The 13,026-nt window shown below is 66.6% G+C and carries 10 protein-coding genes; 6 read left to right on the forward strand and 4 right to left on the reverse strand.

The genetic code is table 11. The annotated features are described in order from the left end of the window. The first annotated feature begins 8 nt into the window (after nucleotides 1-8). Both H7J93_RS15770 and H7J93_RS15775 read left to right on the forward strand, forming a co-directional pair. Nucleotides 9-1,457 carry an NAD-dependent succinate-semialdehyde dehydrogenase gene (locus H7J93_RS15770; protein ID WP_267307240.1) on the forward strand — a complete coding sequence of 483 codons (1,449 nt, stop codon included), beginning with the start codon at nucleotides 9-11 and terminating at the stop codon, nucleotides 1,455-1,457. An 88-nt stretch (nucleotides 1,458-1,545) separates the two neighbouring features. Continuing rightward, nucleotides 1,546-3,477, forward strand: a complete 1,932-nt coding sequence (locus H7J93_RS15775) for an acyltransferase family protein (RefSeq protein ID WP_267307241.1) — start codon at nucleotides 1,546-1,548, stop codon at nucleotides 3,475-3,477. Nucleotides 3,478-3,537: 60 nt separating this feature from the next. Here the strand turns inward: H7J93_RS15775 and H7J93_RS15780 are convergent, their stop codons facing one another. After that, nucleotides 3,538-3,801 (reverse strand): chorismate mutase, encoded by a 264-nt coding sequence (locus tag H7J93_RS15780; RefSeq protein ID WP_267307242.1) that lies wholly within the window; start codon nucleotides 3,799-3,801, stop codon nucleotides 3,538-3,540. Nucleotides 3,802-4,038: 237 nt separating this feature from the next. Here H7J93_RS15780 and pcrA point away from each other — a divergent pair, with 237 nt between their 5' ends. Beyond that, a complete protein-coding gene (pcrA, locus tag H7J93_RS15785) occupies nucleotides 4,039-6,339 on the forward strand; it encodes a DNA helicase PcrA (RefSeq protein ID WP_267307243.1) in 2,301 nt (766 codons plus the stop codon). 67 nt (nucleotides 6,340-6,406) lie between these two features. On the opposite strand, the gene H7J93_RS15790 is transcribed toward pcrA, so the two are convergent. Continuing rightward, nucleotides 6,407-7,006, reverse strand: coding sequence for a hypothetical protein (locus H7J93_RS15790; RefSeq protein WP_267307244.1), 600 nt, complete (start codon nucleotides 7,004-7,006; stop codon nucleotides 6,407-6,409). Nucleotides 7,007-7,015: 9 nt separating this feature from the next. After that, entirely contained in the window at nucleotides 7,016-8,071 is a 1,056-nt protein-coding gene (locus H7J93_RS15795) for a M23 family metallopeptidase (protein WP_267307245.1), read from the reverse strand. Between the two features lie 274 nt (nucleotides 8,072-8,345). On the opposite strand from H7J93_RS15795, the gene sucC reads away from it, so the two are divergent. The 3 genes from sucC to H7J93_RS15810 all read left to right on the forward strand — a co-directional run bounded on the left by sucC (nucleotide 8,346) and on the right by H7J93_RS15810 (nucleotide 12,096). Continuing rightward, nucleotides 8,346-9,509, forward strand: a complete 1,164-nt coding sequence (sucC, locus tag H7J93_RS15800) for an ADP-forming succinate--CoA ligase subunit beta (RefSeq protein WP_267307246.1) — start codon at nucleotides 8,346-8,348, stop codon at nucleotides 9,507-9,509. A gap of 12 nt (nucleotides 9,510-9,521) precedes the next feature. Continuing rightward, nucleotides 9,522-10,424 (forward strand): succinate--CoA ligase subunit alpha, encoded by a 903-nt coding sequence (sucD, locus tag H7J93_RS15805; RefSeq protein ID WP_267307247.1) that lies wholly within the window; start codon nucleotides 9,522-9,524, stop codon nucleotides 10,422-10,424. 136 nt (nucleotides 10,425-10,560) lie between these two features. Next, on the forward strand, nucleotides 10,561-12,096 hold the full coding sequence (locus H7J93_RS15810; RefSeq protein ID WP_267307248.1) for an acetyl-CoA acetyltransferase: 1,536 nt from the start codon (nucleotides 10,561-10,563) through the stop codon (nucleotides 12,094-12,096). On the opposite strand, the gene H7J93_RS15815 is transcribed toward H7J93_RS15810, so the two are convergent. After that, nucleotides 12,093-12,941 carry an LLM class F420-dependent oxidoreductase gene (locus tag H7J93_RS15815; RefSeq protein ID WP_267307249.1) on the reverse strand — a complete coding sequence of 283 codons (849 nt, stop codon included), beginning with the start codon at nucleotides 12,939-12,941 and terminating at the stop codon, nucleotides 12,093-12,095. The two genes, H7J93_RS15810 and H7J93_RS15815, sit on opposite strands and share 4 nt — an antisense overlap. Nucleotides 12,942-13,026 lie beyond the last annotated feature (85 nt).

Raw genomic sequence — 13,026 nt, forward strand, 5'->3', positions numbered from 1 at the left:
AAGTAGTTATGGATACCGCCAAGCTGCTGTCGTCTGTGCCCACCGGTCTGTGGATCGGGGGCGAGGAGCGCCAGGGTTCGTCGACGTTCGACGTGCTCGACCCCTCTGATGACAAGGTTCTGATTTCGGTCGCGAACGCCACGGCCGAGGATGCCGTCGCCGCGCTGGACGCCGCCTGCGCGGTGCAGGCCGACTGGGCCGCCACCCCGGCGCGTGAGCGCGGCGAGATTCTGCGTTCGGTGTTCGAGACGATCACCGCCCGCGCCGAAGACCTCGCCACCTTGATGACCCTCGAGATGGGCAAGGTGCTGCCGGAGAGCATGGGAGAGGTCAAGTACGGCGCCGAGTTCTTCCGGTGGTTCGCCGAGGAGGCGGTGCGCATCGCGGGCCGGTTCACCCCGAGCCCGGCGGGTACCGGACGCATCCTCGTCACCAAGCAGCCGGTCGGGCCGTGTTACGCGATCACACCGTGGAACTTCCCGCTGGCCATGGGCACCCGCAAGATCGGCCCGGCGTTCGCCGCGGGCTGCACGATGATCGTCAAGCCGGCCCAGGAGACGCCGCTGACGATGCTGCTGCTGGCCAAGCTGATGGACGAGGCGGGCCTGCCCAAGGGTGTGCTGTCGGTGCTGCCGACCAGCAGCCCCGGCCCGGTCACCGAGGCGCTGATCAACGACGGCCGGCTGCGCAAGCTGACGTTCACCGGATCCACCGGCGTCGGCAAGGCGTTGGTGAAGCAGTCGGCGGACAAACTGTTGCGCACCTCGATGGAGCTCGGTGGCAATGCACCGTTCATCGTGTTCGACGACGCCGATGTCGATGCCGCCGTCGACGGCGCGATCCTCGCCAAGATGCGCAACGGCGGTGAGGCGTGCACGGCGGCCAACCGCTTCCACGTCGCCAACGCGGTGCGCGAGGAGTTCACCGAGAAGCTCGTGAAGCGGATGAGCGAGTTCACCCTCGGCAAGGGCCTCGACGAGAAGTCGACGCTGGGCCCGCTGATCAACGCCAAGCAGGTCGCCACGGTCACCGAGCTGGTCTCCGACGCGGTGTCGCGCGGCGCCACCGTCGCCGTGGGTGGGGTCGCTCCCGGCGGCCCGGGCAACTTCTATCCCGCCACCGTGCTCGCCGACGTGCCCGCCGACGCCCGCATCCTCAAGGAGGAGGTGTTCGGCCCCGTCGCGCCGATCACCGGCTTCGACACCGAGGAACAGGGCATCGCGGCGGCCAACGACACCGAATACGGGCTGGCGGCCTACGTCTACACCCAGTCGCTGGACCGCGCGCTCCGCGTGGCCGAAGCCATCCAATCCGGGATGGTCGGCATCAATCGCGGTGTCATCTCCGACCCTGCCGCCCCGTTCGGCGGCGTCAAGGAATCCGGCTTCGGGCGTGAGGGCGGCATCGAAGGCATCGAGGAATACCTCGATACGAAATACATCGCGCTGACGAAGTAGGTCACTTGTCGCGAACAGACGCGAAAACCCCCCAATTCTCGGCGTGTCGGGGGTTTTCGCGTCTGCTCGCGCGGGAAAAATCGCGGCAGTGCGCACCGCTGAAAGCCGTCGGGGCATTCCCGCGTTGGACGGCATCAGGGCCGTCGCGGTTGCGCTCGTGCTCGCCGACCACGGCGGCATCCCGGGAGTGCCCGGCGGGTTCCTCGGCGTCGACGTGTTCTTCGTCCTCAGCGGGTTCCTGATCACCTCGCTGCTGCTGGACGAACACCGCACCACCGGGCGCGTCGGGCTGACCGCGTTCTGGATCCGGCGCGCCCGTCGCCTGCTGCCCGCACTGCTCGTGATGGTGCTGGCCGTGGTGGCCGCGCGCGAGTTGTTCTCGCCCGAATCCACGGCGTCCCTGCGCGACGACGCCGTCGCCGCGTTCTTCTGGGTTTCGAACTGGGCCTTCGTCGCGCAGCGGACCGACTACTTCGCGCAGGGCGCGCCGCCGTCGCCGCTTCAGCACACCTGGTCGCTCGGCGTCGAGGAGCAGTACTACGTGCTGTGGCCGTTGCTGCTCATCGCCGTCGCCGCATTCTTCTGGGCACAGATGCGACTGGCGGTCTTCCTGCTGGCGACCGCCGGCGTCATCGCGTCGGCAACGGCGTCCATCGTGCTCACCACCGACACGACGCTGAACCGCATCTACTTCGGCACCGACTCGCGGGCGCAGGCGCTCCTCGTCGGTGCGGCCGCGGCGGCGCTTCTGGTGCGCGACTGGTCGGTGCTCAACGACCGCGGCACGCTGATCCGGACGCGCTGGGGTCACATCGTCGCGCGGATCGTCCCGTTCGTCGGCGTCGCGGTGCTGGCGGCCGCGGCGCACTACGCGACGGGCAGCGTCGGCGACTTCCGTCACGGCCTGCTGATCGTGGTCGCGATCGGGGCGGTCCTCGTCATCGCGCCGGTGGCGCTGGAGCAGGAGGGGCCCGTCGCCCGCGTCCTCGCCTGGCGGCCGCTCGTTGCGCTCGGCACCATCTCCTACGGCGTGTACCTCTGGCACTGGCCGGTCTTCCTGGCCCTCAATGGGCAGCGCACGGGATGGACGGGCTGGCCGCTGTTCGTGGCGCGCTGCGCGGTGACGGTCGCACTGGCCGCGGCGTCGTGGTGGCTGGTGGAGCAGCCGATCCGGCGCTGGCGCCCGGTGTTCGTGCCGATGCTGCCGCTGGCGGGTGCGACGGCCGCCACTGCGGCGGTCGTGACGATGACGGTGCTTCCGGTGGGCGTGAAGTCCGAGGTGCCGCTGGGTCCGTCGATCGATTCCGCCGCGCTGGTGGCCCCCGAGATACCCGTCGAAGTTCGCAGACCGACAGCGCGCGAGCCCGGTACCCGGACCGTCGCGGTGTTCGGCGACTCGATCGCGTGGACGCTGATGCGCTACCTGCCGCCGACGCCGGGGCTCGCGTTCACCAACTACACGACGATCGGCTGCGGTATCGCCCGCGGCGGGCCCTACCGCTACGTCGGTCAGACCCTGAACCAGAAGCCGGAGTGCGACGCGTGGCCGAGCCGGTGGTCACAGCGCATCAACCACGACCGGCCGGATGTGGTGCTGTTGATCGTCGGCCGCTGGGAGGTCGTCGACCGGATGAGCGAGGGCCGGTGGACGAATATCACCGAGTCCGGCTACGAGGACTATCTGCGCGTCGAACTCAACCGTGCGCTGGACATTCTCGGCTCGACCGGCGCGGAGATCGTCGTCACCACCGAGCCCTACAACCGGCGGGCGGAAAAGCCGGACGGCAGCCTGTATCCCGAAGACGACCCCGACCGTGTCGACGAGTGGAACGCGTTGCTGCGCAGCGTCGTCAAGAAGCGCCCGAACGTCACCCTGCTCGATCTGAACGACAAGCTGGGGCCCAACGGGGTGTACACCAACTGGGTCGACGGCATCCGCATGCGCAGCGACGGCGTGCATCCGACACCGCAGGCCGTGGAATGGTTGACGCCGTGGCTGACCGACGCGCTCCGTGAGTGATTTCGGCGTGCGCAGTCTCGCTAAGCGTGACCCAGCACGCCCAAATCGCAGAGGTGGCGGCTAGTGGCCGAGGCGACCGCGGCCCAGGCGCAGCAGCAGCATCGCCAGGTCTTTGCCGTCGGGTCCGAGTTCGCTGTAGCGCTCGATGACCTTCATTTCACGGCTGTGCACCAGGCGGGTACCGCCGGACGCCATCCTGGCCTTGCCGATGAGCTTGGACACCTCGGTGCGGCGCTTCACCGCTTCGAGGATCGCCGCGTCCAGCTGGTCGATCTCTTGACGCAGCTCGTCGATGGTTTGCAAGTGTTCAGCTTCGATCGTCATAGTCGTGTCTCGCCTTCTCTTGTGTGGGTATCCGGTCCGTCCGGATGCGGGCCTCACACAAGAGACGAGCCCCGGATCCGGAAGGGACCGGGGCTCTGCTGAGCAGCTAGACCACGGGCACCGCCGGCGGAGACCCGTAGAAAAATCGTCCTTGCTGCATGAGCATGTAAAGAGTGTGCCATCTAGGGCCACGCCCGCGCAAAGATGTCGCTGGACAGCGGTAAGTTCAGTGATGACATGTCTGTATCTTCCGCGACCAACGAGACCGATCAGTTGCTCGACGGGCTGAATCCCCAGCAGCGCCAGGCCGTGCTGCACGAGGGTTCGCCGCTGCTCATCGTCGCTGGCGCGGGGTCGGGCAAGACGGCCGTGCTGACCCGCCGGATCGCTTATCTGCTTGCCGCTCGCGAGGTGGGCGTCGGGCAGGTACTGGCCATCACGTTCACCAACAAAGCCGCCGCCGAGATGCGCGAGCGGGTGGTCGGATTGGTGGGGCCCCGGGCCAGGAACATGTGGATTTCCACCTTCCATTCCTCGTGTGTGCGGATCCTGCGCAACCAGGCGTCCCTTATCAAGGGCCTCAACTCGAACTTCTCGATCTACGACGCTGACGACTCGCGTCGGTTGCTGCTGATGATCGGCAAGGACATGGGCCTGGACACCAAGCGTTACTCGCCGCGTTTGCTGGCCAACGGCATCTCGAACCACAAGAACGAGCTGATCGGACCCGAGCAGGCCGCGGCCGAGGCGTCGGAGGCGGGCGAGGACCTGCCCCGCATCATCGCCGAGGTGTACGGCGAGTACCAGCGACGGCTACGTGCGGCCAACGCGCTCGACTTCGACGACCTCATCGGTGAGACGGTCGCGGTGCTGCAGGCCTTCCCGCAGATCGCGCAGTACTACCGGCGGCGGTTCCGGCACATCCTGGTCGACGAATACCAGGACACCAACCACGCGCAGTACGTCCTCGTGCGTGAGCTCGTGGGCCGGGAGACCGAAGACGGGGTGCCTCCGGCCGAGCTGTGCGTCGTCGGCGACGCCGACCAGTCGATCTACGCCTTCCGCGGCGCCACCATCCGCAACATCGAGGACTTCGAGCGCGACTTCCCGAACGCCACAACGATTCTGCTCGAGCAGAACTACCGCTCGACGCAGAACATCCTGTCGGCCGCGAACTCGGTGATCTCACGGAACGCCGGTCGCCGCGAGAAGCGGCTGTGGACCGATTCCGGCGAGGGTGAGCTGATCGTCGGCTACGTCGCAGACAACGAGCACGACGAGGCGCGCTTCGTCGCCGGGGAGATCGACGCCCTGGCCGACCGGGGCGAGATCAACTACAACGACGTCGCGGTCTTCTATCGCACCAACAACTCGTCGCGCGCCCTCGAGGAAGTGTTCATCCGCGCCGGCATTCCCTACAAAGTCGTTGGGGGAGTTCGCTTTTACGAGCGCAGGGAAATCCGCGACATCGTCGCCTACCTTCGCGTGCTGGACAATCCCGGCGACTCGGTCAGCATGCGGCGCATCCTGAACACCCCGCGTCGCGGTATCGGCGACCGCGCCGAGGCGTGCGTGGCGGTGTACGCCGAGAACACCGGCGGCAGTTTCAACGACGCGCTGCAGGCGGCCGCCGAGGGCAAGGTGCCGATGCTGAACACCCGCTCGGAGAAGGCCATCGCGGGTTTCGTCGCCATGCTCGACGAACTGCGCGGAGGCCTCGACGGGGAGCTGGGCGAGCTCGTCGAAGCGGTGCTCGACCGCACCGGATACCGCACCGAGCTGGAGTCCTCGAGCGATCCGCAGGATCTTGCGCGGTTGGACAACCTCAACGAATTGGTCAGCGTCGCACACGAATTCAGCACCGATCTGGCCAACGCCGAGGCGCTGGGTGAAATCGAGGACGAGGATGTCCCCGACACCGGGGTGCTTGCCAAGTTCCTGGAGCGGGTGTCGCTGGTCGCCGACGCCGACGAGCTCCCCGAGCACGGCGCCGGTGTGGTGACCATGATGACGTTGCACACCGCCAAGGGGCTGGAGTTTCCCGTCGTGTTCGTGACCGGCTGGGAGGACGGCATGTTCCCGCACATGCGGGCGCTGGGCGATCCGACCGAACTGTCCGAGGAGCGTCGCCTGGCCTATGTCGGCATCACCCGCGCGCGTCAGCGGCTCTACGTCAGCCGGGCCAAGGTCCGCTCGTCGTGGGGGCAGCCGATGCTCAATCCGGAATCGCGCTTCCTCAAAGAGATTCCGCAGCATCTCATCGACTGGCGCCGTCCGGATCCGGGTCCGTCAATGCCCGCGCCGGTCAGTGGGGCGGGTCGATTCGGCACGCCGCGCCCATCGCCCACCCGCTCGGGTGCCGGAAAGCGTCCGCTGCTGGTGCTCGAGCCCGGCGACCGGGTCAACCACGACAAGTACGGTCTCGGCCGCGTCGAGGAGGTCTCCGGCGTCGGCGAATCGGCGATGTCGCTCATCGACTTCGGCAGCGCGGGTCGGGTCAAGCTGATGCACAACCACGCCCCGGTGTCCAAGCTTTGATCGCTATCCGCTTTTTGCAGACCCCCACTCGCACTTCCTCTGCACTTCGCGGATAGCGTTGCGCTGCTTACGGTCTGGCCCACCGTCCCGTGGCGGGCAGCAGCGCCGACACGATGGTGGCCAGCGGTAGCACCGGGATCGCGTAGACGACCGGCGGCAGTTTGGCGCCGGCCACGAACAGACTCGAGAAGATCAGCAGCGCGACGACGGCGCCGACGATGATCAGCAGGCGACTCACGCGGCGGCGCAGCAGCAGCCCGATCAACCCCGCGATGAGGGCGGCCGCGGAGATCGCGGTCAGAAACGCGACGGCGACACAGAACAACATGTCGGACTCCCACCAACCGGTGATCAGGTCGGTGGCGATGACCGCGGTCGCCCAGCCGCTGAGGATGCTGAGGACGGCGGTCGCGATCGCGGTCCGCGGATTGGGCCACGGCGTCTTGGGGACGACGGCCGACGGCCTGGCGCGTGGAATGTAATCCCCCTGCCCTTCGGGCGGGAGGTGCCCCCACGTCTGCGGGTCTGCGCCCTCGGCGATCGGGAACTCGCCGGTGGGATGGCGACGGATGATCGACGTCTGCGGCTCCGCGGCGGCGGGGATTTCACCCGTGGGGTGCCGACGGATTATGCGAGCGGAGCTGGGTTCGTCGTCGTCGCTGGCCACTCAGCCAGACTAATTGGACGGCGAGAGTCCGCGTTTTGCGAGCCAGCCGACGGGGTCCACCCGGTCGGTGCCGTTGAGGAGCACCTCGAAGTGCAGATGCGGGCCCGTGGAGTTACCGGTGTTGCCCATCTTGGCGATCTGGTCGCCGGCCCACACGCGCTGCCCGATCTCGACATTCCATGCGCTGAGATGGCCGTACAACGTGACGGTGCCATCGGAGTGCCGAAGCTTGACCCAGTTCCCGTAGCCGCCCGTCGGTCCTACGTCGATGACGACGCCGTCGGAAGCCGCGAGGATCGGGGTGCCGATCGAGTTGGCGATGTCGATGCCGCCGTGCAGCACGCCCCAGCGGTATCCGAAGCCAGACGTCCAGGCGCCCTTGGTGGGCATCACGAACATGGGTCGCTGCAGCCGCGCCTCGCGCTCGGCGCGCTCCTGTGCGAACGCGGCGGCCTTGGTGACCTCTTCGGCGTGCACGGCCGAGTTGGCGGTGGAGGACACGCTCACGATCTGCATGCCGTCGGTCGAACCGACGATCGCGCCGCCGCCCATCACGTCCTGATCCGCCGCCAGGACGGTGCTCGGAGCTTCCTTGGACGAGTTGGCCATCGTGTACGCGCCCGCGGCGGTTGCTCCGACCGCCATGGCGGCGACCATCAACCGGCCCCTGATGGGCACTTCCTGCTTGCGGTGTGCACCACCGCGGCCGGCGATGGCGATGACGTCGGTCGCGGCGACGCCGTCGCTGACGTCGGTGTGGCTGTCGCGGTAGGCGTGAGACGACCGGCGTTCGTCGCGTGCAACGCGGCGAAACTCGGACGGCACGGCCAGTGGAAGCGGTAGCTGGTCGTCTGTGTCGTTCAGGTCGTCGAGCTCGGGTGCGCGGTTGATCCGCGCCTCGCGATCGAAGGCACTGTTCTCGTAGAAGTCGAGGTCAGTGAGGTCGCCGAATTCGTTGAACGGAATGATGTCGGTGACTTCGGCAGCCTGCTCAGGGATGCGGCCGGTGGTTTGCCGTTTCGTCGCTAGTCCTCTCGGAGACCGGGACGAACGGTGCTGGGCCAACCTGGAATTCCCTCTGCTCGTGATCAGTTCGTTATCTACCTAGACCACAGGCACGTTAACCAAATCCCAATGTTGGTGGCAACCCAAGGGAGTATTCCGCCGATTAATGTGACGTGTATCACCTAGGCCATGCGGTGAGATCCACCACATGACAGGTGGGCGGTTCAGAGGTCTCGACCCCGTGTGGATAAAGTTCCCCCGAGCCCGCCAGGGGTAAACCTTCGACCTCATGCTCGACTGACACGCTTCACAGACAAGGGATGTTCCAGAGCCCATGGATCTTTTCGAATACCAAGCCAAAGAGTTGTTCGCCAAGCACAACGTGCCGACCACGCCCGGCCGCGTCACGACGACCGCCGAGGACGCCAAGGCGATCGCCGAGGAAATCGGCAAGCCCGTCATGGTCAAGGCTCAGGTCAAGACCGGTGGCCGCGGTAAGGCTGGCGGCGTGAAGTACGCGGCCACTGCCGACGACGCCTTCACCCACGCTCAGAACATTCTCGGTCTCGACATCAAGGGCCACATCGTCAAGAAGCTGCTCGTCTCCGAGGCCAGCGACATCGCCGAGGAGTACTACATCTCGTTCCTGCTCGATCGCGCGAACCGCACTTACCTCGCGATGTGCTCGGTCGAGGGCGGCATGGAGATCGAAGAGGTCGCCGCCACCAAGCCGGACCGGCTCGCCAAGGTGCCCGTCGACGCGACCAAGGGTGTCGACGTGGCGTTCGCCCGCGAGATCGCCGAGAAGGGTCACCTGCCCGCCGAGGTGCTCGATTCCGCGGCGGTGACCATCGCCAAGCTGTGGGAGGTGTTCGTCAAGGAGGACGCCACCCTGGTCGAGGTCAACCCGTTGGTGCGAACGCCCGACGATCAGATCCTCGCGCTGGACGGCAAGGTCACGCTGGACGCCAACGCCGACTTCCGCCATCCCGACCATGCGGAGTTCGAGGACAAGGACTCGACGGATCCGCTGGAGCTCAAGGCCAAGGAGCACGACCTCAACTACGTCAAGCTCGACGGCGAGGTCGGCATCATCGGCAACGGCGCGGGCCTGGTCATGTCGACACTCGACGTCACCGCGTACGCCGGTGAGAAGCATGGCGGAGTGAAGCCGGCCAACTTCCTCGACATCGGCGGCGGCGCCTCGGCCGAGGTGATGGCCGCAGGCCTGGACGTCATCCTGAACGACTCTCAGGTCAAGAGCGTGTTCGTGAACGTGTTCGGCGGCATCACCTCGTGTGACGCCGTCGCCAACGGCATCGTCAACGCGCTGAAGATCCTCGGTGACGAGGCCAACAAGCCGCTGGTGGTCCGACTCGACGGCAACAACGTCGAGGAAGGCCGTCGCATCCTGGCCGAGGCCAACCACCCGCTGGTGATCCAGGCCGAGACCATGGACGCCGGTGCCGACAAAGCCGCCGAGCTGGCGAACAAGTAAGGGACGCAAGCTATGTCGATTTTTCTGAACAAGGACTCCAAGGTCATCGTCCAGGGCATCACCGGCGGTGAGGGCACCAAGCACACCGCGCTGATGCTCAAGGCTGGCACGCAGCTGGTCGGTGGCGTCAACGCGCGCAAGGCCGGAACGACCGTGTCGCACAAGGACAAAGACGGTAACGACGTCGAGCTGCCGGTGTTCGGCACCGTCGCCGAGGCCATCAAGGAGACGGGCGCCGACGTGTCGGTCGTCTTCGTGCCGCCGAAGTTCGCCAAGGACGCGATCATCGAGGCCATCGACGCCGAGATTCCGCTGCTGGTGGTCATCACCGAGGGAATTCCGGTGCAGGACAGCGCATATGCGTGGGCCTATAACGTCGAGAAGGGCCAGAAGACCCGCATCATCGGCCCGAACTGCCCCGGCATCATCACGCCTGGCGAGGCGCTGGCGGGTATCACGCCGGCCAACATCACCGGCTCCGGTCCGGTCGGCCTGGTGTCGAAGTCGGGCACGCTGACCTACCAGATGATGTTCGAGTTGCGCGACTTCGGCTTCTCTACGGCCATCGGCATCGGCGGTGACCCGGTCATCGGCACCACCCACATCGATGCCATCGAGGCGTTCGAGAAGGATCCCGAGACCAAGATCATCGTGATGATCGGCGAGATCGGCGGCGACGCCGAGGAGCGGGCGGCCGACTACATCAAGGCCAACGTCTCCAAGCCGGTCGTCGGCTACGTCGCGGGCTTCACCGCGCCGGAGGGCAAGACGATGGGCCACGCGGGTGCGATCGTGTCGGGTTCGTCGGGCACCGCCGCCGCGAAGAAGGAAGCGCTGGAGGCCGCCGGCGTCAAGGTCGGTAAGACCCCGTCGGAGACCGCCAACCTGGCGCGGGAGATCCTGCAGAGCCTCTAAGGCCTCATCGAAACTGTCCCCTACCTCCAGGTAGGGGACAGTTTCGCGTTCGGGGGCGTGACGTGCGCCGCAGAATTAGGAACACGTTCTAACAATCCGTTAGCCTGACGAATTAACACGTGTCAGGAGGTCTGTAATGGCAGTCGATCCGCGTACGCCGGTGTTGGTCGGTGTCGGCCAGTTCACCGAGCGCATCGACGACCCCTCCTATCGGGGCATGTCGTCCGTGGAGTTGGCGACGGCGGCGGCGGAGGCCGCGCTAGCCGACACCGGCGTGGATTCGGCCGCCGTTGCGGGTGCGATCGAGGTGTTCGCCGGACTGCGGCAGTTCGAGATCTGCACGCCCTACACCAAGCCGCCGCTCGGCTGCTCCGACAACTATTTGCGGTCGGTGGCGCGCCGGATCGGGGCCGACCCGAAGCGTGCCGTGCTGGAACCCATCGGCGGCAACGGCCCGCAGAAGCTGGTGACGGAATTCGCCGGGGCGATCGCCGCAGGCGACGTCGAGGTCGCGTTGGTACTGGGTTCCGAGAACGGTTCCACGCTGCGGACTTTTGCGCGCCGCGATGACAAGCCAGACCACAGTGAGACCGTCGGCGGCCAGCTCGAGGACCGCGGCTACGGCTTCGAGCAGTACATGAGCGAATACACCGCGACCCACGGTCTCACCGGCGCCCCCGTCCAGTACGGGCTGTTGGACAATGCGCGCCGCGCGCGGCTGGGCCTCAGCGTCGAGGACTACCTTCGCAGCATGGCAGAGCTCTTCTCGCCGTTCTCCAAAGTTGCTGCCAAGAACCCGTTTTCGTCTTCACCGGTGGAGCGTTCGGTCGACGAGTTGATGACGGTCACCGACGAGAACCGGATGATCTGCGATCCGTATCCGCGCCTGATGGTGGCGCGCGATCAGGTGAACCAGGGTGCGGCCGTGCTGCTGATGTCGGTGTCGGCCGCGCGCCGGCTCGGTGTGGCCGAGGAGAAGTGGGTGTATCTGCACGGTCACGCGGATCAAACCGAGCAGGATCTCCTGAACCGCGTTGACCTCAGTGTGAGCATTTCGGCGAAACAGGCGGTGGCAGAGGCGCTTCGGGTGGCAGACATCGGTATCGACGATGTGGCGTCATTCGATCTCTACAGCTGCTTCCCGTTCCCCGTCTTCGCGGTGTGCGACGAGTTCGGCTTGGCGCCGAACGATCCGCGCGGAATGACGCTGACCGGCGGCCTGCCCTATTTCGGTGGCCCGGGCAACAGCTACTCCCTGCACGGTATCGGCGAGACGGTTGCCGAAATGCGGGACAAGCCAGGCACATTCGGTCTCGTCGGCGCCAACGGCGGAATCATGTCCAAGTACTCGGTAGGGGTGTACTCGACCGAACCACGCGACTGGGCCCCCGACCGCAGCAAGGAGCTGCAGGCCGATATCGCTGCGCTCCCCAAGGTCGCGGTGACCCGTAACGTCGAGGGGCGCGGCACCATCGAGACGTACTCGGTGCGCTACGACTGGCCCGTCCGAACCGGCGTCATCATCGGGCGCCTGGACGCCGACGGCAGCCGATTCATGGCGCTGACCACCGACGAGGAGTTGGTGGGGTTGATGAGCGACGGTGACCCGATCGGTGCGGCGATCTCCGTCACCTGCGACGGCAAGAAGAACACCGCCTCGCTCAGCGTTTAGACCAGCGCGGCGAGCTTGCCCGCCAGGCGCTCCACGTAGGCCGCGACCTCGTCCGCCGATTTGTCGGGCAGGCCGAACAGCACCTCGGTGACCCCGAGATCGGCCCACCGCGCCAGCTTGTCGGGGTCGGGCTTGAAGTCCAGCGCGACGATCTGCGGTGCGCCGTCGCGGCCCGCCGCCGCCCAGGTGTCCTGCAGCAGCTTGACCGGCGCGTCTATGTCGAAGTCACGCGGTGTGGTGATCCAGCCGTCGGCCGAGCGCGCGATCCACTTGAAGTTCTTCTCGTTCCCGGCTGCGCCCACCAGCACCGGGATGTGCGCCTGGACCGGCTTCGGCCAGGCCCAGCTGGGCCCGAACTTGACGAACTCGCCGTCGTAGGAGGCTTCCTCCTGAGTCCACAGCGCGCGCATGGCCTCCAGGTATTCGCGCAACATCGTGCGGCGCCGGCCGGGCGGGACGTTATGGTCGGCCAATTCGTCTGTGTTCCAACCGAATCCGACGCCGAGGGATACGCGGCCGCCGGAAAGATGATCCAGCGTGGCGATCGACTTCGCCAGGGTGATCGGGTCGTGTTCGACCGGCAGCGCCACCGCCGTGGACAGCCGCACCCGCGAGGTCACCGCGCAGGCGGCGCCCAACGACACCCAGGGATCGAGGGTGCGCATATAGCGGTCATCGGGCAGTGATTCGTCACCCGTCGTGGGGTGCGCGGCCTCTCGCTTGACCGGGATATGCGTGTGTTCGGGCACGTAGAACGTGGTGAAGCCATGTTCGTCGGCCAGCTTGGCAGCGGATGCCGGGTCGATGCCCCGGTCGCTGGTGAAAAGTACGAGCCCGTAGTCCATAGCTGAATTAGAACGTGTTCTAGTCTGAAGGGCAAGACCGGGGTCCCCAACCGCAGACGAGGCCCTGGTGGCCGTTCGCTGCGGT

The sequence above is a fragment of the Mycobacterium barrassiae genome, from assembly GCF_025822765.1.
GTDB lineage: Bacteria > Actinomycetota > Actinomycetes > Mycobacteriales > Mycobacteriaceae > Mycobacterium > Mycobacterium barrassiae.